The 19,782-nt window shown below is 65.9% G+C and carries 20 protein-coding genes; 5 read left to right on the plus strand and 15 right to left on the minus strand.

The features are described 5' to 3' along the window. Window positions 1-8: 8 nt before the first annotated feature. The 5 genes from N5A92_RS09555 to N5A92_RS09575 all read right to left on the minus strand — a co-directional run bounded on the left by N5A92_RS09555 (window position 9) and on the right by N5A92_RS09575 (window position 4,538). Complete coding sequence (locus N5A92_RS09555; RefSeq protein ID WP_260902116.1) at window positions 9-1,037, minus strand: zinc-binding dehydrogenase; 1,029 nt, start codon at window positions 1,035-1,037, stop codon at window positions 9-11. A gap of 33 nt (window positions 1,038-1,070) precedes the next feature. Then, window positions 1,071-2,339 carry a beta-ketoacyl-ACP synthase gene (locus N5A92_RS09560; protein WP_260902117.1) on the minus strand — a complete coding sequence of 423 codons (1,269 nt, stop codon included), beginning with the start codon at window positions 2,337-2,339 and terminating at the stop codon, window positions 1,071-1,073. A gap of 41 nt (window positions 2,340-2,380) precedes the next feature. Next, window positions 2,381-3,565, minus strand: coding sequence for a beta-ketoacyl-ACP synthase (locus N5A92_RS09565; RefSeq protein ID WP_260902119.1), 1,185 nt, complete (start codon window positions 3,563-3,565; stop codon window positions 2,381-2,383). 34 nt (window positions 3,566-3,599) lie between these two features. Then, a complete protein-coding gene (locus tag N5A92_RS09570) occupies window positions 3,600-3,881 on the minus strand; it encodes an acyl carrier protein (RefSeq protein ID WP_260902121.1) in 282 nt (93 codons plus the stop codon). A 102-nt stretch (window positions 3,882-3,983) separates the two neighbouring features. Beyond that, window positions 3,984-4,538: a histidine phosphatase family protein gene (locus N5A92_RS09575; protein ID WP_260902123.1), complete on the minus strand. Its 555-nt coding sequence runs from the start codon at window positions 4,536-4,538 to the stop codon at window positions 3,984-3,986. A gap of 129 nt (window positions 4,539-4,667) precedes the next feature. Between N5A92_RS09575 and N5A92_RS09580 the strand changes: the two genes are divergently transcribed. Continuing rightward, entirely contained in the window at window positions 4,668-5,615 is a 948-nt protein-coding gene (locus N5A92_RS09580; protein WP_260902125.1) for an AEC family transporter, read from the plus strand. A gap of 133 nt (window positions 5,616-5,748) precedes the next feature. Beyond that, window positions 5,749-7,206 (plus strand): NAD-dependent succinate-semialdehyde dehydrogenase, encoded by a 1,458-nt coding sequence (locus N5A92_RS09585; RefSeq protein WP_260902127.1) that lies wholly within the window; start codon window positions 5,749-5,751, stop codon window positions 7,204-7,206. Window positions 7,207-7,210: 4 nt separating this feature from the next. Here N5A92_RS09585 and N5A92_RS09590 read toward each other — a convergent pair whose 3' ends face one another. Then, on the minus strand, window positions 7,211-8,140 hold the full coding sequence (locus N5A92_RS09590; RefSeq protein ID WP_260902129.1) for a sugar kinase: 930 nt from the start codon (window positions 8,138-8,140) through the stop codon (window positions 7,211-7,213). 74 nt (window positions 8,141-8,214) lie between these two features. Then, window positions 8,215-8,676, minus strand: coding sequence for an Lrp/AsnC family transcriptional regulator (locus N5A92_RS09595; protein WP_482155900.1), 462 nt, complete (start codon window positions 8,674-8,676; stop codon window positions 8,215-8,217). Between the two features lie 133 nt (window positions 8,677-8,809). Here N5A92_RS09595 and putA point away from each other — a divergent pair, with 133 nt between their 5' ends. After that, window positions 8,810-12,427, plus strand: a complete 3,618-nt coding sequence (putA, locus tag N5A92_RS09600) for a bifunctional proline dehydrogenase/L-glutamate gamma-semialdehyde dehydrogenase PutA (protein ID WP_260902133.1) — start codon at window positions 8,810-8,812, stop codon at window positions 12,425-12,427. Window positions 12,428-12,556: 129 nt separating this feature from the next. Here putA and hmuQ read toward each other — a convergent pair whose 3' ends face one another. Genes hmuQ through N5A92_RS09640 form a run of 8 tightly spaced genes read right to left on the minus strand, consistent with a single transcriptional unit; the run spans window position 12,557 to window position 18,148 of the window. Further along, window positions 12,557-12,871, minus strand: a complete 315-nt coding sequence (gene hmuQ / locus N5A92_RS09605; RefSeq protein ID WP_260902134.1) for a heme-degrading protein HmuQ — start codon at window positions 12,869-12,871, stop codon at window positions 12,557-12,559. Window positions 12,872-12,882: 11 nt separating this feature from the next. Then, the gene (locus tag N5A92_RS09610; protein ID WP_260902136.1) at window positions 12,883-13,125 is read right to left on the minus strand and encodes a hypothetical protein; all 243 of its coding nucleotides are present in this window, start codon (window positions 13,123-13,125) and stop codon (window positions 12,883-12,885) included. Between the two features lie 27 nt (window positions 13,126-13,152). Beyond that, the gene (locus N5A92_RS09615; RefSeq protein WP_260902137.1) at window positions 13,153-14,079 is read right to left on the minus strand and encodes a TonB family protein; all 927 of its coding nucleotides are present in this window, start codon (window positions 14,077-14,079) and stop codon (window positions 13,153-13,155) included. Further along, entirely contained in the window at window positions 14,076-14,480 is a 405-nt protein-coding gene (locus N5A92_RS09620) for an ExbD/TolR family protein (protein WP_260902138.1), read from the minus strand. The genes N5A92_RS09615 and N5A92_RS09620 overlap by 4 nt, the downstream gene beginning before the upstream one ends. A 5-nt stretch (window positions 14,481-14,485) precedes the next feature. Then, complete coding sequence (locus N5A92_RS09625; protein WP_260902139.1) at window positions 14,486-14,869, minus strand: biopolymer transporter ExbD; 384 nt, start codon at window positions 14,867-14,869, stop codon at window positions 14,486-14,488. Beyond that, window positions 14,859-15,560, minus strand: a complete 702-nt coding sequence (locus N5A92_RS09630; RefSeq protein WP_260902140.1) for a MotA/TolQ/ExbB proton channel family protein — start codon at window positions 15,558-15,560, stop codon at window positions 14,859-14,861. Before N5A92_RS09630 ends, N5A92_RS09625 begins: the two co-directional genes overlap by 11 nt. 45 nt (window positions 15,561-15,605) lie before the next feature. After that, the gene (locus tag N5A92_RS09635) at window positions 15,606-16,043 is read right to left on the minus strand and encodes a hypothetical protein (protein ID WP_260902141.1); all 438 of its coding nucleotides are present in this window, start codon (window positions 16,041-16,043) and stop codon (window positions 15,606-15,608) included. A gap of 2 nt (window positions 16,044-16,045) precedes the next feature. After that, window positions 16,046-18,148 carry a TonB-dependent receptor domain-containing protein gene (locus N5A92_RS09640; protein ID WP_260902142.1) on the minus strand — a complete coding sequence of 701 codons (2,103 nt, stop codon included), beginning with the start codon at window positions 18,146-18,148 and terminating at the stop codon, window positions 16,046-16,048. 285 nt (window positions 18,149-18,433) lie between these two features. Between N5A92_RS09640 and hemP the strand changes: the two genes are divergently transcribed. Then, window positions 18,434-18,637 (plus strand): hemin uptake protein HemP, encoded by a 204-nt coding sequence (gene hemP, locus N5A92_RS09645; protein WP_313958401.1) that lies wholly within the window; start codon window positions 18,434-18,436, stop codon window positions 18,635-18,637. Between the two features lie 14 nt (window positions 18,638-18,651). Beyond that, window positions 18,652-19,710: a hemin-degrading factor gene (locus N5A92_RS09650; protein ID WP_260902144.1), complete on the plus strand. Its 1,059-nt coding sequence runs from the start codon at window positions 18,652-18,654 to the stop codon at window positions 19,708-19,710. The last annotated feature ends 72 nt before the right edge of the window (window positions 19,711-19,782 follow it).

Here is a 19,782-nt window from a genome sequence, read left to right on the forward strand (position 1 = left end):
TGGCGGCGCTACTGAACGCGCAGGACGATCTTGCCGAAGACGTCGCGGCCTTCCATGCGCTTCAGCGCGGTTTCGATTTCCTCGAGCCCCACCACCGTGTCGACCACCGGCGCAACGAGCCCGGCGGCCATCTTCTGCATGGCATCTGCCATGTTCTCCATACGGCAGCCGAAGGAGCCAAAGATCTTCAACTGCTGCTGGAAGAGCTGCATCAGGTTCATGTTCGTCGAAACGCCCGAGGTGGAGCCGCAGGTGACGATCCGGCCGCCGCGCCTCAAGGACAGCATGGAGCCCGCCCAGGTGTCGGCGCCCACATGCTCGAAAACCACGTCGACGCCGCGCTTCTTCGTGATCTTGCGCACAGCCCCTTCGAAGCGGTCTTCGCGGTAATTGATGACGTGGTCGGCACCCAGCGCCTTCGCCCTCTCGATCTTTTCGTTCGAGCCGACGGTGGTGATGACGGTGCAGCCCATGCGCTTGGCAAGCTGGATGGCCGCCGACCCGATGCCGGAGCCGCCCGCATGCACCAGGATCGTCTCGCCCGGCTCCAGCTTCGCGTTGTCGAACAGCATATGCTCGACCGTGCCGAAGGTAACAGGGGCCACAGCGGCGCCGATCTCGTCCACCCCCGGCGGCGCGGGCACGAGCAGGCGCGCCGGCAGATTGATCTTTTCCTGGGCAAAACCGTCGAGATGGAAGCCGTGCACGCCGCCGACATTCTCGCACAGATTGTCGCGCCCCTCGCGGCACGGACGGCACAGCCCGCAGGTGTGCGCGCCGTAGATGGAGACGAGCTGACCGGGAAGCAGGCCCGCAACGCCGGCTCCAACGGCATCGACGATACCGGAAGCCTCCGCCCCCACCACCAGCGGCAGCTTGCGCTTGGCGAAAGCCATGCCGCGCCAGCCCCAGACGTCGATGTGGTTGAGCGCGACGGCGGCAACCCGCACCGTCACCTCGCCCTGTCCGGGCGGAGGAGGGGGCGGAATGTCGGCGATTTCGAGCTGGCGATCGGCGACCAGTTGCAATGCGCGCATGAAGTATCGGCCTCGTCTGATGAGACGGGTCGCTTAGCCCGCTTCGCGCGCCATGACAAGGCAGGTGTTCTGGCCGCCGAAACCGAAGGAGTTGGACAAAACCGTCGCCACGTCCGCCTGGCGCTTCACGTTCGGCACCACGTCGAGCTCGATCGCCGGGTCGGGGATCTCGTAGTTGATGGTCGGCGGGATGACGCCCTCGCGCATGGTGAGGATCGAGAAGACCGCCTCGACCGCACCGGCGGCCGAAAGCGTGTGGCCGATCATCGACTTATTGGAGGAGATGGGCACGGTCGGCATGCGAGGCCCGAAGACGGTCGACAGCGACAGATGCTCCATCTTGTCGTTCTCCGGCGTCGAGGTGCCGTGCGCGTTGATATACTCGATCTCGTCCTCCGACATGCCGGCGTCGGAAAGGGCGGCGCGCACGGCGGCGATGGCCGGTGAGCCGTCGGGCTTTGACCGCGTGCGGTGGAAGTCGTCCGCCTTCTCGCCGCAGCCGCGCATGATGCCGAGGATTTCCGCTCCCCGGGCGATGGCGCTTTCCAGCGATTCGAGCACCATCGCGCCCGAGCCCTCGGCCAGCACGAAGCCGCTGCGGTCCTTCGAGAAGGGCTTTGAAGCCTTCTCTGGCACGTCGTTCTGGGTCGTCAGCGCCGAAAGAAGCGAGAAGCGGATGAGTGCCTCGGCCGTCGCCGAACCGTCGGAGCCGATCGCCAGCGCCCGGTCGCACTCACCACGGCGGATCGCCTCTATGCCAAGCTGGATGGCCGTGGCGCCGGAGGCGCAGGCTGTCGAGAGCGTGATCGGCAGGCCGCGTGTGCCGTATTTCTCCGCCATCCTGTCGGCGATGGTGGCGAACTGGCTCTCGCCGAAAAGCTCCGCCTCATCGGCCTCGCGCGCCGCCTCGATCAGGCTGCGCCAGTCGCCCGCGCGTTGCGACTGCGCGTAAAGGCGCAGCCGGTGATGCCAGTCGATCTCCACGGGAGGGGCGGCAAGAAACAGCGGGCCGCCGAAATCGGCGGCGGGAAGGCCGGCTTCGCCCACCGCTTCCTCGGCCGCAAGGTCGGCCAGCGCGTAGGTGAGGGGGCTTGCCCCGCGTTTGCTCTCGGGCAGGAAATCGACAGTGCCTGCGATGGTGGTGGCCAGGTGGCTGGTGGGAAAGCGGGTGATCGGATGGATGCCCGAGCGCCCGCTCGTCAGCGCCGCCCAATTCTCGTCCTTGCCCTGGCCGAGTGAAGTGACCACGCCCATGCCGGTGACGGCGACAAGCGGCCTTCCGAAGCTGTCGGCTGTCTTCATGCTTTCTTCCTCAGGCCCCTACTTCTTCAGGCACCTATTCCTCAGACCTTGACTACGAGCCCCATGCCCTCGAAGCAGTTGTAGCCGACTGCGGTGGCGAGCACTGCCTCCGGGGTGTCCTCGAAGGGCCGCTCGCCCTCCGCAAACGCGGGATAGGCCTCTCCGTGATGAACAGCGAGGGCGGCAAGCGCTACGGCGAAGGGGAACTGTGCCTCCTTCATATGTCCGGTAAGCGAAGAGAAGCCGCGTGCTGTGACATTTCCGCGGCCATCGAGCGCGGCTTTTTCGGCCTTCGTCACCTCGTGCGCACCAGAGGCGCCGGAGATGGCCAGCATGGGCGCATCGCTATCCGACAGCCCGCTCACCATACTCTCCAGCGCTTCCTGCAAGCCATCGCCGCCGCGCCGCGCCCGGCCGGATGTGACGGGGCCGATCGCCGCGTAGGCGCTACGGCCGCGCTTCTCAGCGTGCTCGCGCGATTCCAGCACCAGGAAGGCCGCGCCCGAGCCGGTGATGACGCCGCCGCCGTCCTCCGGTCGCCGCTGCCAGAGCGGAGACCAGCCGCCCCGCTGCAGATAGCGGCCGAGCTCGTAGGCGAGAAGCATGTCGGGATGCTCGGTCTGGAACGCCGCGCCCACCAAAAGGTGGCTCGACTGGCCCGAGCGGATGCGCGCGGCCGCCGTCTCGATCGCCGAAACGCCGGCGCCCTCCTCGCCCATGAAGGTGCGCGAGGAGCCGGTGACCTTGTGGACGATGGAGATGTTGCCGGCCAGAAGATTGGAAAGCTGGGCCAGGAACAGGGTCGGCCTCAGCTCCGTCGTCAGCTTCTCGTTCAAAAGCACGTCGTGATCGTTGCGGGTGAGCGATGTGTCGAGGATGTCCTGGTCGACGTCGACATCGCGCTCGCCACCGCCGGCTGCCACCACCATGTCCATGGAGGCACACAGCGCCTCGTCGTCTTTCATGCCGGCATCGTCTAGTGCCAGCCCCGCCGTGTAGGTGCCGAGGCGCTGCCAGGTTTCCATCTGCCGCTGGTCGCCGCGCTTGGGGATCTGCGTGCTCCAGTCGATCTCCGGCAAAGGATGAACCGTATAGGGAGCGAAGCGCTCGCCGTTAAGAACCGGCTTCGGCGCCGCACCCGTCAGCGCCTGCCAGTGCGCGTCGACGCCCAGGCCCAGCGATGAGACGACGCCTATCCCGGTGATGACCACGTCCGTCGGGTTCATGTCGCCTCGCTGCGGTTCGGATATCGGCGCGTGCTCAGGCAGCCTTGGCGGCAACCAGGCCGTCGATCTTGGAGCACAGGTTCTTCATGACGAAGTACTCCTCGGTCGCGACCTTTCCGTCATTGACTTCCTGCGTCCACTGCTCGAGCGGCACCTTGATGCCGAACTCCTTGTCGATCGCGAAGACGATGTCCAGGAAGTCCAGGCTGTCGATGCCGAGATCGTCGATGGTGTGGCTTTCAAGAGTAATCTTGTCGCGGTCGATCTCGCTCGTTTCAGCGATGATGTCGGCAACCTTGTCAAATGTCGTCGTCACTGCGGTTCCCTCGATGTGGGGATTCGGTTCTATGTGTGCGCCGGCTGTCTAATCGGTTTTTAACGGCAGGAAAAGGGCAGTCGCGCTCAATCCGGGGGGATGTTAGTTGAAGGTGACGCGACCCGCTACTCTGACCGCATCGCCCGAGCGCGAAAGAACGACTGCCTCGCCCTCCCGCGGCCGGATATTGGCGATCGCCTCGATGTTGGCTTCGTGTGTCACCATGATGAGATTTCCTGAGCCGCCGTAGTTGAGGATGTGCTCCATCATGGCCTCTATCTGCGCGTCGGCCGCTTCCGGGTCGGGAGCCAGTGCGTCCAGCGCGTCGAACGTCTCGATCGGGCTGTCACGGAAGGCGATGTCGGCGGTTTCCCTGGCGCGGCAGTAGCGGCTGCTCAGTACCCTTTCGATGGGCGCGGCGCGGGCGTAGAAGAGCGCACCCATCCGGCGGGCCTGCTGCCGTCCCTGGTCGGAGAGATTGCGCTGGGTGGAGCAGTTCTCCAGCTCGAAATTCGCAGGATCACCGCTGCCGGGCGCATGGGCATGGTTGACGAGCACCACCTGGCCGCCGTTCCGCAACAGCGCCCATGCCGCTTCCGTCGCCTCCGCGGTTGCCACCGCAAAAAGCATGAAAAATGCGATGGCGATACGAAGCATTCATCCCTCCGGAGTTGTCTTACTCATATAGGAGTATGGCAAGCCGGTAAGCAATCACGGCGTTTTCAACTGTGCATTCCCGGCGCGCCTGCTTGCCGTTCCTCACCCGGTGCCATAAAGCCGGGGCCGATGTCCCCCCTCGTCGAAACAATCGCTTTCGTCTTCTCACTCGTCGCGCTCGGCTATGCCAGCGGCTGGTTCGGGCTGCTCAAGCAGGAGACCGGCGCGGCCTTGTCGGATTTCACCGTCTCCGTCGCCGTGCCGCTTCTGCTTTTCAGGACCATGGCCGGCGCCGATTTCGGCGGCAGCCTGCCGGCTAGCCTCTGGCTGTCCTATTTCACCGCCGTTGCCATAACCTGGCTCGTCGGGTTGCTTGCGGTGATCCACGTTTTCGGCCGCGACAACCGCGCCGCCGTCGTCGGCGGAATGGCGGCGAGCTTTTCGAACCTGGTGCTCCTGGGCATTCCCTTCATGCTCGGGGTCTACGGCCAGGAGGGGTTCGAGATCCTGTCGCTCATCGTCTCCATCCACTTGCCGGTCATGATCGGCACCTCCATCGTGCTGTTCGGCTGGCTGGGCGGGGAGGGGGCACCGAAGGGTTTTGCCGGCGCGGTGCGCGACTTTGTGCGCAGCATGGCGTCGAGCCCGCTCATCGTCGGTATCGCCGCAGGGCTTCTGTGGCGCCTTTCGGGCATGGAAATGCCGTCGCTGATGACGCGGCTGGTGGATGCGCTGGCCAATGTTGCGGGCCCGGTGGCACTGTTCGCCATGGGGCTGGGGCTCAGGCGCTATGGCATCACCGGCAATGTGCGCCCGGCGCTCGCTGTGGCGGCGCTCAAGCTTTTCCTGATGCCCGGCCTGGCGCTCGTCATGGCCAAGCTGACGGGCCTGCCGCCGATGAGCGCGAAAGTGGTGGTGGCCGCCGCCTCGCTGCCTTCCGGCGTCAATCCCTATCTCATCGCCATGCGCTTCGGCACGGGCCAGGCGCTGTCGTCGAACGCCATGAGCATCGGCACCGCCGCAGCCGTTCTCACCACGGCTTTCTGGCTGTCGGTGGCGGAGTGGGTATTCGGCTGATGGCCGCCTGCAATCGATGTGCTGGCCCAGCCGGCCAGCATGGACAGGTTCTAGCCGCAGCCTGGAAAGTGCACCAGTCTCGGGGTAATCCCCGTGAAAAGCCAACCGCGCCCTCCGGCGCGAAGGAGGAAGAATGCTCAAGAAGACCAGTCATTTCATGCGCGAGGCGAATTTCATCGGCGGTGCATGGGTCGAGGCGGATTCGGGAGCCACGATCGAAGTCGTCAACCCCGCCACCCGGCAGACGATCGGTACGGTGCCGAAATGCGGCCGTGCCGAGACCCGGCGCGCCATCGAGGCCGCCGAGGAAGCCTTCCACTCCTGGAAGAAGACCTCCGCCAACGACCGTGCCAAGCTCCTGCGCAAGCTGCACGATGCGATTTTGGACAATCAGGAGGCGCTGGCCGAGCTGCTGGTCATGGAGCAGGGCAAGCCGCTTGCCGAGGCCCGCGCCGAGGTCGGCATGTCGGCGGCCTATGTGCTGTGGTATGCCGAGGAGGGACGGCGCGTCTATGGCGACGTCGTGCCTTCGCCCTGGGCCGACCGGCGCATTCTCGTCACCAAGGAGCCCGTGGGCGTCATCGGCGCCATCACGCCATGGAACTTCCCGTCCTCCATGCTTGCGCGTAAGATCGGCCCCGCACTTGCCGCCGGCTGCACGGCCGTCGCCAAGCCGGCCTCTCAGACACCCTATTCGGGGCTTGCCTTGGGCGTGCTCGCCGAGGAGGCGGGCTTTCCGGCCGGCGTCGTCAACATCGTCACCGGCTCGGCATCGGAGATCGGCGACGAGCTGACGGAAAACCCGCTGGTGCGCAAGATCACCTTCACCGGCTCCACAGAGGTCGGCAAGGTCCTCATCCAGAAGTCCGCCGGTACCGTCAAGAAGGTGTCGATGGAGCTCGGCGGCAACGCGCCCTTCCTCGTCTTCGACGACGCCGGCGTGGAGCGCGCGGTCGAAGGCGCGGTGGCGGCGAAGTACCGCAATTCCGGCCAGACCTGCGTGTGCACCAACCGTTTCTTCGTGCAGGAAGGCATTTACGATCGCTTCGTGGAGAAGCTCGTCGAGGCGACCAACAGGCTCAAGGTCGGCTCCGGCCTTGAAGACGGCACGCAGCAAGGGCCGCTGATCGACGAGAAGGCGGTCGAGAAGGTCGAGGAACTGATCGCCGACGCCGCGGAAAAGGGCGGTAAGGTGGTGGCCGGCGGCAAGCGGCACTCGCTCGGCGGCACCTTCTTCGAGCCGACGGTGATCGCCGAGGCCTCGCCGGAGATGCGCTTCATGCAGGAGGAGATATTCGGCCCCGTCTCGCCCATCTTCCGCTTCCACGAGGAAGAGGAGGCCGTCAAGCTTGCCAACGACACCGCTTTCGGCCTCGCCTGCTATTTCTACACGGCCGATCTCGGCCGCGCCTTCCGCGTGATGGAGGGACTGAAATACGGCCTCATCGGCGTCAACGAGGGCATCATCACCACCGTTGAGGCGCCGTTCGGCGGTCTTAAGGAGTCCGGCCTCGGCAAGGAAGGCGGCCACCAGGGCATCGAGGATTATCTCGATACCAAATATGTCTGCATCGGCGGGCTGGGGCTGTAGCCGCTCAGGCCCGGGCAAAGGCCTCCCGCAGCACCGAAAACGGCGCCAGCGCGCCGTGCACCTGAATGACCGCGGCCGCCACGTTGTGGCCGCGGCGGACGGCCCGCTCCGGCTCGTCGCCGGCCAGCCTGCTAGCCAGATAGGCGCCGTTGAAGGAATCGCCGGCGCCGGTCGTGTCCACCGGATCGGCCACTACAATCGCGGGAATGGAGGCCTCTCTGCCGCCGGCCGAGAGGAAAGTCGCCCCCGCCCCGTTCTTGATGGCGATCTCGCTCACGCCGGCCTGCGCCAACCGCCGCACCGCCGCCGCCGGATTCGGGTCGTCGTATAGCTCCGCCTCGTCGGGAAAGGTGGGCAGCGCGATGTCCGAGACGGCGAGGGCGGCATCGACCGCCGCCCGCGCGGCCTCGGGCGAAGTCCAGAGGCGCGGCCGGTAGTTGGGGTCGAAGGCGATGCGGCTACCGCCCTTGCGTGCCGCCTCGAGCGCCGCGATCAGCGTCTTTCGCGCCGGCTCCTCGAGAATTGCCAAAGTGATTCCGGAAAAATAGACAAGAACCTGGTTTTCCAGGGTTTTTTCCAATGCTTTCGGGTCGTCCGCCAGACACCTTGCAGCCGAATCCGCACGCCAATAGGTGAACGAGCGCTCCGCACCGTCGAGCGTGATGGCATAAAGGCCGGGGCGCCTTCCCTGAATGACCGGGCTCGCCGCGGTGCCGATGCCATGGTCCGCAAAGAATTTCCTCTGCTCGGCGGAGAAGGGATCGTCGCCGAAGGCGCTGACATAGTCGGCCGCGACCGATTCCGGCGTCAGCGCGCGCATGGCCCACAGCGTGTTGAAGGTGTCGCCGGCATGCCCCATGCGCCAATTGCCGCCGCTGCCGCCGGAAAGCTCCAGCATGCACTCACCCACCGACGCGACACCGCCCTTTTCCATACGCTTTCCCTCGCTCGAACTCCGCGTCGCGCATAGCATGTTCCGGGGGGAGGGCAAATGGCCACCAGGGGTAGCTACTCCCTGACAGTCTCCATCGCCACGAATGTCGATGTATGCGAGACGTGGGGCAGGCCTGAGATCTTTTCGCCCAGCACGCGGCGATAGGTCTGGATGTCCTTCGTGCGTACCTTCAAAAGATAGTCGAAGCTCGCCGCGATCATGTGGCACTGGTCGATTTCGGGCACGGCCATAACGGCGCGGTTGAAGGCCTCCAGTGCCGCCGAGCGCGTGTCGGAGAGCGTGACCTGAACGAAGGCGACGTGGCCTTCGCCCATGCGCTCGCGGTCGACGATGGCCGCGTAGCCGCGGATGACGCCGGTTTTCTCCAGTCGCTTCAAGCGCGCCAGGACCGGCGTCTTGGACAGGCCGACGCGCCTTGCCAGTTCGGCCATCGAAAGCCGGCCATCCTGCGACAGCGCACTGAGGATATTGCGGTCGATACGGTCCAGTCGGTCTGAAGACATATACTTTTCCAGTGCAATTGTAGATAAACCGGGACTATATCAGCTGTTTTTGCCTGACAATATCCTCATTTCAGACCGTGACGGTGAAACCCCATATGATATGAGTCCGAAAAAACCCGCCGGCCGAAGAAGCACAGGGGAATGAATGATGCTCGCATCCGATCTCGACGTCCTGCGTGGGGCGATCCGCCAGCACTATCTCGCCGACGAAGACCGCGCGCTCGCCGGTCTCATCGAGACGGTGGCGCTTTCTGCGGCGCGGCGTGAGGCGATCTCTGCGCAAGCGGCGGAGCTCGTGCGGACCGTTCGGGCTCGTTCCGACCTGCATCTGATGGAAGCTTTCCTCTCCGAATACGGGCTTTCGACCAGCGAGGGCGTGGCGCTGATGTGTCTGGCGGAAGCACTGCTGCGCGTGCCTGACGCGGAAACAGTGGACGATCTCATCCGCGACAAGATCGCCCCGCACGACTGGTCGTCTCACTCCGGTTCCTCCGCCTCCATCTTCGTCAACGCCTCCACCTGGGCGCTGATGCTCACGGGCCGCGTGCTGGACGAGAAGGGCGCCGGCGTGGAAGCGACGCTGCGTTCGATGGTGAGAAGGCTCGGCGAGCCGGTCATCCGCACCGCGGTCGCGGTGGCTATGCGCGAGATGGGCGAGCAGTTCGTGCTCGGCCGCACTATCGGTGAGGCCGTCAAGCGTGGCCGCGCCAACATCGAAAAAGGCTACGCTTATTCCTACGACATGCTGGGCGAGGCAGCGCGCACGGAGGCCGACGCCCTGCGCTATTTCGAAGCTTACCGGCAAGCGATCGCCGCCCTTCAGGGCGAGGCGAAAAGTGGCGACATCCGCGCCAATCCGGGGATTTCCGTAAAGCTCTCGGCGCTTCATCCGCGCTACGAGGTCACGCAGCGTGAAAAGGTGCTGCCGGTAATGGCGGAGCGCCTCCTGCTGCTCGCCCGGGCGGCGCGCGCGGCGGGCATGGGACTCAATGTAGACGCCGAGGAGGCGGACCGGCTCGACCTGTCGCTCGACGTGATCGAGCGCGTTCTCGCCGATCCCTCTCTTGAAGGCTGGGACGGCTTCGGCGTCGTCGTGCAGGCCTACAGCCAGCGCGCACCCTTCGTTGTCGACTGGCTTTACGCACTGGCCGGAAAGCTTGGCCGCAAGATCATGGTGCGGCTCGTCAAGGGTGCCTACTGGGACACCGAGATCAAGCGCGCCCAGGTGATGGGGCTGGAGAGCTATCCCGTCTTCACGCGCAAGGTGAACACGGACGTCTCCTACATCGCCTGCGCCCGCAAGCTCCTTTCCATGACCGATCGCATCTACCCGCAATTCGCCACGCACAACGCGCATACGGTGGCGGCGGTGCTGACCATGGCCGAGGACAAGCAGGCTTTCGAGTTCCAGCGCCTGCACGGCATGGGAGAAGCGCTGCACGAGATCGTGCGGCGGCGCGAGGGCACGCGCTGCCGCATCTATGCGCCGGTGGGCGCGCATGAGGACCTTCTTGCCTATCTGGTGCGGCGGCTTCTCGAAAACGGCGCCAACTCCTCCTTCGTGCACCAGATCGTCGACGAGGATGTGAGCGCCGACGAGATCGCCCGCGATCCCTTCGCTGCCGTCGAAGCCAACGGCAAGGCCGCCAACCCCGCCATCCCCGCGCCGGCCATGATCTTCGATCCGCAGCGGCGGAATTCGAAGGGCTGGGACCTGACGGACCCCGGAACGCTGGCGGAGATCGAGGAGGCGCGGCGCCCCTTCCTCAGCCCCCACTGCTGGGAGGCGCAGCCGATGACGCGGGCGGCGGGCAAGGGCGAAGCCCGTACCATCCTCAACCCGGCGCGCACGGACGAGACGGTCGGCACGGTCGTCGACGCCTCGCCCGAGCAGGCGCGGGAGGCGGTGAAGATCGCCCTTGCCGCCCAGCCCGCCTGGGCCGCCACGCCCGTTAAGGAGCGGGCGGCGGTCCTGCGGCGCATCGCCGATCTCTACGAGGCCCACGCCGCCGAGTTCTTCGCGCTGGCCGCGCGCGAGGCCGGCAAATCCCTGGCCGACGGCATCGCCGAGGTGCGCGAGGCTGTCGACTTTCTGCGCTACTACGCCAACGGCGCACCGCAGATGGAGGAGGGGACAAAGGCGCGCGGCGTCATCGTCTGCATCTCGCCGTGGAATTTCCCGCTCGCCATCTTCACCGGGCAGATCGCCGCCGCGCTCGTCACCGGCAATGCGGTCGTCGCCAAGCCGGCCGAGCAGACCTGTCTCATCGCCGCGCGCGCGGCAGCACTGATGCACGAGGCGGGCATCCCGGAGGACGTGCTGCAACTCCTGCCGGGCGACGGCCCCTCCGTCGGCGCGCCGCTGACGGCCGACCCGAAGATTGCCGGCGTCTGCTTCACCGGCTCGGTGGAGGTCGCGCGGCTGATCGAGCGGCAGCTCGCCGAGACGGCGTCACCCGACGCCATGCTGATTGCCGAGACCGGCGGGCTCAACGCGATGATCGTCGATTCGACGGCGCTGCCCGAACAGGCGGTGCGCGACATCGTCGCGTCCGCCTTCCAGAGCGCCGGCCAGCGCTGCTCGGCGCTGCGCGTTCTCTACGTGCAGAAGGACGTGGAAAAGCGCGTCGTCGGCATGCTCAAGGGCGCCATGGAGGCGCTGTCGGTCGGCGATCCGTGGCAGATTTCGACCGATGTCGGGCCCGTTATCGACGACGAAGCGCTTTCCGGCATCTCCGGCTACTGCGAGAAGATGGAGAAGGAAGGCCGGCTGGTCGCGCAAATCGCGCCGCCGGCAGGCGGCCGCTTCGTCGCTCCCAGCGCCTTCAAGGTCTCCGGCATCAAGGAGATCGAGCGCGAGGTATTCGGCCCCGTCCTGCACGTGGCAACCTTTGAGGCCGAGGCGCTCGAAAAAGTGATTTCCGAGGTCAACGCAAGAGGTTACGGGCTTACCTTCGGGCTACACACACGCATTGATGCGCGGGTGCAGGAGGTGGTCGACAGCATCCACGTCGGCAATATCTACGTCAACCGCAACCAGATCGGCGCTGTCGTCGGATCGCAGCCTTTCGGCGGCGAGGGCCTTTCGGGCACCGGGCCGAAGGCCGGCGGGCCGCTCTATCTGCGCCGCTTCCGGCGCGGTGCGGCGGCGGAGGGCGCACCGGCGGGAAGTCCCGTCGATGCCGGAACACTGGCCGCGCGGATGCCGAACCCGGCGAAGGGCGACTGGGCGCGCCGCGCCGACCGCATCGCCATCCTCCGGCGGCTGTTGCGCGGCCGCTGGCGTGAGGCCCTCGCGGCCGCCGCCGCTCTCGATCACGGCCCCGTCGACCTGCCGGGGCCGACCGGCGAGGCCAATGCCCTCCAACTCGTCCCACGCGGCCGCGTCCTTTGCCTGGGCGCGGATGGCGAAACACTCGCTGCACAGGTGGTGCAGGCGCTCGCGGCGGGGAATGCGGTCCTGGCGGTCGGCGAGAAAGCGACGGCCGTCCTGCAGCCGCTCATGAAAGAAAACCTGCCGCTGGCCGTCGTCGATGGCGCCGTGACACCGGAAAGCCTGACGCGATTACCCGTAGACCTCGTCGCCGCCTCCGGCGAGAAGCCATGGCTCGCCGCTCTAAGACAAGCCCTCGCCCTTCGCGAAGGAGCGATCGTGCCGCTGGTGACGGAGATCATCCACCCCTCGGCCTACGTGCACGAGCGGGCGGTCTGCGTCGACACCACGGCGGCCGGCGGCAACGCCAGCCTCTTGGCGGCGGCGTAGCCCTTTCGCTTCTGGGGGCGTCTGGTCAAACGGCAGGACAGAGGGAGCGCGAGGGGCGCGGGGCTTACCGAAGTGGCGCGGGCCTTACCACTGGCCGAGCGCCTCAACCCAGCCAGCCAGCATCACCTCTCAAGCCCCCTCCACAACACTGAACCCCTCAAACACCGGCGGCCCCTTGTATAGCCCCTTGTTCTGGCCGGCGTTCTTATGAGCATCGCGGAAGTTCTCCGACTTCGTCCACGCCACGAAGTCCTCGCGGCTCCGCCAGATCGTGTGCGAGGCGTAGAGCGTGTAGCCTTCCTCGGCGTTGCTCGGCCCGCGCAAGAGGCGGAATTCGACAAAGCCGGGCATTTCCTTGAGGCTCGAATCCCGGTTCTTCCACACCTCCTCGAACGCCTCCTCGGAGCCTTCGACCACCATGAAGCGATTCATCGCGATGAACATGCCTGATCCTTTCACTTGCTCTTTGCGCGCGTGCCGTGCTCCAAGCCGCCTGCCGCAGCGGGAAACGGCAGCACATTGCCGGGAAGCGCCCCGGTCAGTGCCGGCATGGGGCTAGGCCCCGCCTGTGTGCCAATCTCGACCACCTTGGGATTTGCTTCAATGGCGGTGCGGTGACGCAGGAGCGCGAGGAGTTCAGGCCTGAGCCCATCGCCGCGCGTCGCCGCCATGTGGTGGAGCCTTTCGAAGGGAAACATTCGTGGTCCTTGTTTTTGTGTGAAAACTCAGCGGGTGAAGGCGAGCGGCACTGTGAAGGGCCAGGATGAGCGCCCGGCACCGTCGGGAATGGCGGGGAAGGGCGCGGCGCGCTGCACGGTTTCGATGGCCGCCTGGTCGAGGACCGGCGAGCCGGAGCTGCGCACCACGCGGACGCCGCTCACGGCCCCGCTGCCGGCAATGGTAAAGGCAACCTGCACCTCGCCGCGCAGCCGCTCGCGCTTGGCAGCGCTTGGGTACCGCAGCGCCCGGCGCAGCCTGGAGACGATCTTGCCAGGATAGTTCGAGAGGGCGGCGTTGCCGCTGGCCGTGGCGCGGGGCGCCGCCTGACCTCTGTTCGCCTTGGCGCTCTGCCCGCTCTGTGTGGAACCTCGCCTGGCGTTCTGGGTGTCGCGCCCGCCGGAGCCGGCGGATGTTTGCGTCTTTTTCTGCGCGGGCGGCCGCACGGCCGCCTTTTGCGGCGCCGGCGCTCTCGTCTCCTTCGGAGGCTCGTAGTCCGGGCGCGGCGTCGGGCGCGGTATGTTGACCATCGCCGTCACCGTCTCTTCCGGCTCGACGGGCTCGATCTCGGCTGCCTGCAGCTCCGATGGTTCTGCCTCAGGTGTCTCGGTTTCAGGCGTCGCCTCGGCCTCTGCCGGAGCTTCGGTCTCGGAAGGGGAGACGGCCGTCACGACGGGCGCTTCCGCCGTCGTCGTTTCGGTCGGCTCGACCGGCGTTGCCTCCGTCGGCGCCTCGGTCACAGGCTCCACGGTCTCGACCGGCGTTCCCGCTGCCGAAAGATCGGTAAAGGCGTTGCCTGCCACGGCGATCTCGATGCTTGAGCCCCCGGCAATCTCAACTTCCGGCTCGCGCGGCAGCATGAGGACCGCCTTTCCGGCATGGATGATGCCGGAAAGGCCGAGTGCCAAGCCCCATTTCCACGCGTTGGCTCTCATTCCGCCGTCCGCTCGGTAATAATGCTGATCTTGCCTGCGCCGGCCTTCCGCAGGGCGCCGACGATCTCGATCAGCCTTGTCGCCGGCAGTCCCCGATCGGCCGCCAACTTCACCTCAGGAGCGCCTGCCGCCGCATCCTCCGCCTTGAGCGCATCCACATAGCTTGCCGCGTCCGTCGCCTGCCCATGGGCGCGCAATTCGCCCTCGCGCGTCACGAAAAGCGCATCCGGCGGTTCGGCGCGTTCGGCCGAGGCGGTTGAGATCAGGTCGACATCGCGCTCCAGCGGCGGCGTAAGTGTGCCGGCGACCAGGAAGAAGATCAGCATCAGGAAGACGACGTTGATCAGCGCGATGGTGCTTTCGCGCCGGCGGGCGGGCAGGGGACGGGAAAGGCGCATCATGGCTTTCACCTCGCGACGGTTAAGGAAAGGGTCGTTTCGCCCCGGATGCGCTCGATCGCCGTGACGAGTTCCTGCGACGTCACCTCGCCGCGCACCAGGAGAACGGCGCGCGCGGCGCCCTGTTCCTGCAAGCGTTTCAGCTCGGTCACCGCCTCCTCCACGCCTGCAGAAACGCCGTTCACCTGCCAATCACCACCGTCGATGCGGATCAGGACGTCCGGCGCCTCGGCAGCCGCCCCGGCCGACGCGGTGCCGCCGGTCACCTCCACCTCGGCGAAGCGCATGAAGGTGGAGGAGAGCATAAAGAACAGCAGCAGCAGGAAGATAACGTCGATCAGCGGCGTCAGCGACAGCGGGCGGTGCCGGGGGACGGCAAGGTCAATGCGCATGGCCGACCCCCACGACCGTATCCGGCGCTCCGTCTCTCGCCGGCTCCCGCCCGCGGCTTTCAACGCCGTGGGAAAGCACCGCACCCGTCATCGTCTCGATCGCCACGCGCTCGTTTTCCAGCCGCGTCTCGAACCAGGTGAGCACCAGCGAGACGGGCATGGCGACGGCCAGGCCTGTCGCCGTGGTCAAAAGCGCTACCCAGATGCCGCCGGCAAGCAGCGAGGGATCCACCGCGTTGCCCGCCTCCTGGAGCTGGCGGAAAGCCTCGATCATGCCGAGTACCGTGCCGAACAGCCCGAGCAGCGGCGCCACCTGGGCGATCGCATCGAGCGCCCGGAAGCCGCGCTGCAGGTCGTGCAGGCGGGTAAGTGCGATGCGGCCGACATCGTCCTCGATCTCGGCTTTCGGCACGTTCCTGAGCGTTGCAAGGCGCATGCAGGCGGCAAGTGCCGTGCCGGCCGGCGAGCAATCGCCTTCAAGCGCGCTGCGCGCCGCGCCGTAGCCCTCGTGGAACCAGGCGTGCAGGGCGCGTTCCGCGCGGGCGTGCCGGCCCACGCGCTCGCGCCAGAACTGCACGAGCTTCAAAAGGATGAGCGCCAGCGCGAAGACCGACAGGACGACGAGCAGGGCGACTACAGGACCGCCCAGCGTGAGGAAGGAGGTAATGGTATCGAACAGTCTGGCGGGCATCTCGTCCTAGTCCTTTCGCTGGCTTTTCTTTGCTTGCTTGAACGTTCAGGTGCCGAAGGCGACGCTGCCGCGCGTGGCGGTCTTAAGCCTCTCCATGCAGGCGTTCTTCTCCCCGCCCTCGCAGACCGTCGCGCCGTTGACGAGCACGCGGCCGAGCCCTTCGCAGTCGATGTCGGGAAGGTCGAACTGGCGCACCTTCGTCTGGCCGTCGGGCAGGGCCTTGAAGTCCAGCACCGTCAGCCGCTTCACCAGCCCGTCCGTGCCGAACAGCGCCACCTCGTAAGCGGCCCGCTCGATGTCCTCGCCCAGGCGGTTGGCGGCGACGAATGTCAGCCGACAGCCGCGCTCCGTCGCCTCCGTTCCGTTGAGCTCGAGGCTCAGGGAAGGCGGCGCGCCGCCTTCCTGGGCCTTGGCGGGCAGGGCGCCCGCCGTGAAGAGGAGCGCCACGGCCAGAGGCGAAAATGTCCTTGCAGCATGTCCCATGATCACCACCCGAACTGCTTCGCCAGCGAGACCTTGAAGGTCCGGCCCTTGGCGGGGTCGTTGTGGAGGAACTCCTTGTACTGCTTGTCGAAGATGTTATCGACGCCAAGCTCCGCCTCCCATCCGGCGAACTGCCCGTCGTCCGGCTTCCAGGTGAGGAAGACGTCGTGGACGTCGAAGGATTCTGCGAAGCGGGTGGAGCCTTGCGAGCTGTCGCCGGCGCACACCACGGGGCTGTCCGAACGGCGGCAGTCATCCTGCGGCGCGGCGACAAAGCGCGCCTTCCAGCCGAACTTCAGGTCGTGCTGGGGCAGCTTCCCGCCGAGGGTGAGCGACAGTTCATGCGGCGCGATGGTGGTCAGGTACCTGCCGGTGTCCTTGTCCTTGCCGACCAGGTAAGCATAGCCCGCCTCGGCGAAGACGTAGTCGGCCTCATAGGCAAGCTCCACCTCCGCGCCGTAGATTTCGGCCCGCCCGATATTGACGTAGCCCGGCGCGTCGTTGAACCCCGGGCTCAAGGCCGGATTGCGCGAGATCAGGTCGCGGATGTCGTTATAGAAGCCGGTTGTCTTGAGCTGCAGGCTGTCGCCGGCCTGGAAGAAATCGTAGCCGGAGACGGCGAAGCCAAGTTCGAAATTGTTCGACTTCTCCTTCTCAAGACCCAGGCTCGGATTAAAGATGCTGCTGCTGCTGGTGGTGGAAAAGACCTCGTCGAGGGACGGAAAACGCTCCGTGTGGGCAACCGAGCCGAAGATGGCGAAGGTCTCGTTGAACTCATAATGGGCCGCGATCTTGGGCGAGAAGGCGAAGTCGTCGGTCTTCTCGGCGTCGACGAAATCGCCGGGCGAGAGCCGGTGCCAGTCGACGCGCATTCCCGGAACGATGGTCAGCCGTTCATTCCAGATGAACTCGTTCTGCGCGAAGACGCCGGACTTCAAGTCTTCACCCTCGGGGTGGAAGGTGAAGCCGACCGGGTTGCCGGCAACGTCGGTCGCCTCGGCGCGGCGCATCTGGTAGGAGTTCTGCCAGCCGTAGGTGAGGTGGTTCTCCCAGTTGTCCCCGTGCCACTCGCTCGTGTTCTCGGCGTTCAAATACCAGGTCCGGTAGCTGTAGTCGGTATCGCAGAACAGCGCGCTCGTGGCACAGGTGAGACCGAACATGGGATTGCCGGTCGCGTCCCGCTGCTTGACCGTCGTATCGGAGAAGGCAGCCATCACCTTCAGGTCCAGCCAGTCGTTGCCGGAGAACGGATTCTCGTAGGAGATGACGGCCTGCCGGTCGATCACATGGCGGTCGACCGTTCCGAAGGTCGTCTGCGTGCCCACCTGGGCGTAGTCCTGGTCGTCGGCATCCGAATCCCATTGCTGGTAGGACAGGCGCAGCGTGCCCTCGTCGCCGACCCTGAACGTGCCCTTGGCAAGGCCCGACCATGCATCGAAGCCGGAACTGCGAACCTCGGTGCCGTCGCCCGTCACATAGGGGTCGGACCGGCGGTAGTTGCCGGCGAGGAGGAACTCGGCGTTCTCGCCCATGCGCTGGGCGAGGATGACCGAGCCTAGCCAGCCGTCCTTATTGGAATTGTAGCCGCTCTTGAGCCTGAGCGCGCCGCTCTGGCCGTCGGCAAGGAAGTCTGACGCGTCCTTCGTCTCCAGGCTGATGACGCCGCCGAGCGCGCCGGGGCCGTAGAGGGTGGACGAGGCGGGGCCGCGCAGCACCTCGATGCGGTTGTAGAGCTCGGGGTCGGAGAAGAAGCCGCCCATGCGGTACTGCTCGTAGAACTTGGTCACCCCGTCGATCATGACGATGATGCGGCCTTCCTCGTTGGCCGATTCGGGTGCGCCGATGCCGCGGATGTTGAAGGTCTGGCCGAAAACGCGGTCGGAGCCGGAGGTGTTGACGCCGGGCACGCGCTTGAGCACATCGCCGACGGTGGTTGCCTGCTCCTCGTCGATGTCCTCCTGTTCCAGGACAGTGACCGATTGCGGCGTGTCGATCGCCACTTTGTCCACGCCGGCGCCCACCACCAGCCGCTGCAGCGCTGTGACGCCGATCGTGTTGTCGGCGGTCTGCTGCGCCACCGCCCCCTGCATTGAAAGAACAGTCATGACGGCCGCCCCGCCGAGCGTTGCCGTCCTGTGTCGAGCCAGTAGCCCCTTCATCTCTTTACCCCTGATATTCACGCGGCCTGATGCTGGCTCGCCCTGAAAATCCAGGCTTGCTGGCTTGCCTTGCCCCCGGCGGGCTTAATTGTTGACTTGATTTGTCCGGTATTGCAGTGTCTATAAAACATGATACTTTCTGTCAACAAATGTGCCGTGCGAAAATATGCCGCCGTCGCGGTGGTGTGAGTGGGTGAAGATTTCACGTGACGAGGAGAGAGGGTTCAAACAATGAGAAGCGATTTTTCGGCCGAGAGGCTTCAGCCCGTGCCCGTCCGTCAGGGCGTCGATTTCCGCAATAGCGGCGCGATACCGGACCGCACCGTCACCAGCGATGACCTGTTCTGCGGCCGCCGCGAGATCGCCATCGAGCATGCCGGATCGTTCTACCGCCTGAAGATCACGCGGCAGGGCAAGCTGATCCTGAACAAGTGAACCCGGTGGCGGACATGACGGTGAAGACGGCTCTTCAGCCCGACGACATCCGGCGTAAGCGCGCCGAAAACCCCAAGATGCGCGAGCGCGACCTTGCCCGGATCCTGGGCATCTCCGAGGCCGAGCTGGTAGGCGCCCATTGCGGCCACGGTTCGACCCGGATCGTGCCGCGCGTGGCGGATTTTCTCGCCGGCATGCCGGCTGTCGGCAACGTGATGGCGCTGACGCGCAACGAAAGCGCGGTGCACGAAAAGATCGGCGTCTACGAGAATGCGAAGGCGACGGACAAAAGCGCCATCGTACTCGGCAAGGACATCGACCTGCGGATTTTTCCCTCGCAGTGGGCACACGCCTTCGCAGTGGAAAAGCGGAATGGCAAGGACGTGCGCCACAGCCTGCAGTTCTTCGACCAGGCGGGCGACGCGGTGCACAAGGTGCACTTGCGGCCCGACTCGAACTTCTATGCCTACCAGAACCTTGTGGAGGCGCTGACCGCGGCGGACCAGAGCCCCGTGGTTCAGGTGGGCCCCGTCAAGGAAAGCGGGCCGCCGCAGGAGAGCGACGACACGGTGACGGAGACGCTGCGCGAACGCTGGAGCGCCATGACCGACGTGCACCAGTTTGCCGGCATCCTGCGCACGCTCAAGCTTTCGCGCTGGCAGGCGGTGCGCATGATCGGCGAGGAGTTCGCCTGGCGGCTCGACGAAGGGGCGCTCCCGGCGATGATGAGCCATGCCGTGCAGCAGGAAATCCCGATCATGTGCTTCGTCGGCAGCCGCGGCTGCATCCAGATCCATTCCGGACCCATCGCCAATGTGAAGACCATGGGCCCATGGCTCAACGTCATGGACCCGACATTCCACCTGCATCTCAGGCTCGACCACGTGGCCGAGGTGTGGGCCGTACGCAAGCCGAACAGCGACGGCCACGTCACCTCGCTCGAAGCCTATGATGGCAACGGCCGCCTCATCATCCAGTTCTTCGGCAAAAGACAAGAGGGCGAGGACGAACGCAGCGAATGGCGCTTCCTCATGGAGCACCTCCCGCGCGTTCCCCAGGCCTCGGCTGCTTAGATTGCCGGAGGGCGCGCGCCTCTCCGTTTGGCTGAACCTACAAACATCATCACGCCTAGCCAGGATGAAAGC

The sequence above is a fragment of the Chelativorans salis genome, assembly GCF_025336525.1.
In the GTDB taxonomy this organism is placed as follows: domain Bacteria; phylum Pseudomonadota; class Alphaproteobacteria; order Rhizobiales; family Rhizobiaceae; genus Chelativorans; species Chelativorans salis.

Excerpts from the sequence above, each read along its gene's own strand:
- N5A92_RS09575 (WP_260902123.1), bottom strand. The coding sequence starts at position 4,538 with ATGCTTCGTATCGCCATCGCATTTTTCATGCTTTTTGCGGTGGCAACC.
- N5A92_RS09555 (WP_260902116.1), bottom strand. The coding sequence starts at position 1,037 with ATGCGCGCATTGCAACTGGTCGCCGATCGCCAGCTCGAAATCGCCGAC.
- N5A92_RS09635 (WP_260902141.1), bottom strand. The coding sequence starts at position 16,043 with ATGGGACATGCTGCAAGGACATTTTCGCCTCTGGCCGTGGCGCTCCTC.
- N5A92_RS09585 (WP_260902127.1), top strand. The coding sequence starts at position 5,749 with ATGCTCAAGAAGACCAGTCATTTCATGCGCGAGGCGAATTTCATCGGC.
- N5A92_RS09615 (WP_260902137.1), bottom strand. The coding sequence starts at position 14,079 with ATGAGAGCCAACGCGTGGAAATGGGGCTTGGCACTCGGCCTTTCCGGC.
- N5A92_RS09650 (WP_260902144.1), top strand. The coding sequence starts at position 18,652 with ATGACGGTGAAGACGGCTCTTCAGCCCGACGACATCCGGCGTAAGCGC.
- N5A92_RS09610 (WP_260902136.1), bottom strand. The coding sequence starts at position 13,125 with ATGTTTCCCTTCGAAAGGCTCCACCACATGGCGGCGACGCGCGGCGAT.
- N5A92_RS09590 (WP_260902129.1), bottom strand. The coding sequence starts at position 8,140 with ATGGAAAAGGGCGGTGTCGCGTCGGTGGGTGAGTGCATGCTGGAGCTT.
- putA (WP_260902133.1), top strand. The coding sequence starts at position 8,810 with ATGATGCTCGCATCCGATCTCGACGTCCTGCGTGGGGCGATCCGCCAG.
- N5A92_RS09625 (WP_260902139.1), bottom strand. The coding sequence starts at position 14,869 with ATGCGCATTGACCTTGCCGTCCCCCGGCACCGCCCGCTGTCGCTGACG.
- hmuQ (WP_260902134.1), bottom strand. The coding sequence starts at position 12,871 with ATGTTCATCGCGATGAATCGCTTCATGGTGGTCGAAGGCTCCGAGGAG.
- N5A92_RS09565 (WP_260902119.1), bottom strand. The coding sequence starts at position 3,565 with ATGAACCCGACGGACGTGGTCATCACCGGGATAGGCGTCGTCTCATCG.
- hemP (WP_313958401.1), top strand. The coding sequence starts at position 18,434 with ATGAGAAGCGATTTTTCGGCCGAGAGGCTTCAGCCCGTGCCCGTCCGT.
- N5A92_RS09630 (WP_260902140.1), bottom strand. The coding sequence starts at position 15,560 with ATGCCCGCCAGACTGTTCGATACCATTACCTCCTTCCTCACGCTGGGC.
- N5A92_RS09580 (WP_260902125.1), top strand. The coding sequence starts at position 4,668 with ATGTCCCCCCTCGTCGAAACAATCGCTTTCGTCTTCTCACTCGTCGCG.
- N5A92_RS09560 (WP_260902117.1), bottom strand. The coding sequence starts at position 2,339 with ATGAAGACAGCCGACAGCTTCGGAAGGCCGCTTGTCGCCGTCACCGGC.
- N5A92_RS09620 (WP_260902138.1), bottom strand. The coding sequence starts at position 14,480 with ATGATGCGCCTTTCCCGTCCCCTGCCCGCCCGCCGGCGCGAAAGCACC.
- N5A92_RS09640 (WP_260902142.1), bottom strand. The coding sequence starts at position 18,148 with ATGACTGTTCTTTCAATGCAGGGGGCGGTGGCGCAGCAGACCGCCGAC.